The sequence below is a fragment of the Corynebacterium halotolerans genome (assembly GCF_050107895.1).
Classification (GTDB): Bacteria; Actinomycetota; Actinomycetes; order Mycobacteriales; family Mycobacteriaceae; genus Corynebacterium; species Corynebacterium halotolerans_B.
In genome coordinates this window covers 1-1,465 of record NZ_JBNILW010000036.1, presented here as the reverse complement: position 1 = coordinate 1,465, position 1,465 = coordinate 1, and the positions used below count along the sequence as shown (strand labels likewise).

At 63.9% G+C, this 1,465-nt stretch carries 1 protein-coding gene; it reads left to right on the top strand.

Annotated elements, in window-relative coordinates:
* Positions 1-138: 138 nt before the first annotated feature.
* Complete coding sequence (locus ACQCVD_RS15415) at positions 139-1,452, top strand: ISL3 family transposase (RefSeq protein ID WP_426824664.1); 1,314 nt, start codon at positions 139-141, stop codon at positions 1,450-1,452.
* Positions 1,453-1,465 lie beyond the last annotated feature (13 nt).

Genomic DNA, 1,465 nt, shown 5'->3' with positions numbered 1-1,465 from the left:
GGCTCTTCCGGTTTCGGAGTGCGTAGCGGGGTGAAGGAGGCCACGGCAGGTTCAGCGGGTCACCACAACATATAGGGGTCCCCGGTGTGAAGATGAAAGTTCCTACACAACCATCTGCACACACCAGGGACCCACACCTTGAAGCCTACTGGCAACCTCGTCGCCGACACCATCTGCCGCACCGCCGAGATCGGCTTGACGATCACGGGAGCCGCCGACGCCGGCAACATCACCATCATCGACGCCGCACCTGTGGCCGTGAACCACACCTGCCCCGACTGCGGCCAGCCAGGGAAGCTGCGTGACCACATCCTCCGCCGGCTCGTTGATCTTCCCGTCGTGGGGTTCCCCACCCGCCTGGATGTCCGCATCCCCCGCTTCCTGTGCACAGAGTCCTCCTGCTCTAGGAAGATCTTCCAGGCATCCCTGGCCTGCGCGGATGACGGATCCAAGCTCACCCACCGGGTCACCCGCTGGATCCTCCAACGCCTGGCCATTGACCGGATGAGCGTCTCTGCGACGGCCAAAGCACTGGGCATCGGCTGGGATCTGGTCAACCAGGTCGCACTCGATGCCTGCCGCCAGCTCGTCTACAACGATCCGCACCACCTGGACGGGGTGCGGATCCTCGGGGTGGATGAGCACGTGTGGAAACACACCCGCCGCCCCACGGAACCGTCGAACCTGGTGACGATCCTTGTGGACCTCACCCCGCTGGTGGACGGGCGTGGTCCAGCCCGCTTGCTCGACATCCGCCCGGGACGCAGTGCGGAAGTGCTGCGTACGTGGCTGCAGGAACGCGATCCCGGCTTCCGGAAGCAGGTGCAGGTGGTGACGATGGACGGGTTCGCCGGCTACGCCTCCGCTGTGGACCAGGTCCTCCCGGACGCGACCAAGGTGATGGATCCCTTTCACGTAGTCCATCTGGCGGCCGACAAGCTCACCGGGTGTCGGCAGCGGCTGCAACGGGAGACCACCGGACGCCGCGGGCGCAAGGAGGATCCGCTGTATAAACACCGCCGCACGCTGTTGACCAGGACGAACTACCTCACGCAGCGGCAGAACAGGCGGCTCGACATGTTGTGGGCCACTGATGATGACTACGTGGCCCTGGAGGTGACGTGGTTGTTCTATCAGGACATGATTGCGGCGTACGGGCATCCGGAGAAATCAGAGGGGAAGAAGCTGATGGCCCGGATCATCAACACCCTGCGCAAGGGCTTACCGAAAGGCTTGGAGGAGCTCGCCCAACTGGGGCGGACCTTGTGGCGCCGACGCGAGGACATCCTCGCCTACTTCGACATTGGGGCGTCCAACGGGCCGGTCGAGGCGATCAACGGCAGGCTCGAGCACTTGCGCGGCATCGCACTCGGGTTCAAGAACCTCGACCACTACATCTTGCGGTCACTCATTCACTCCGGGCAGCTGCAGGCCAGGATCAACGCACTCTAAATCGTGAAGAGCC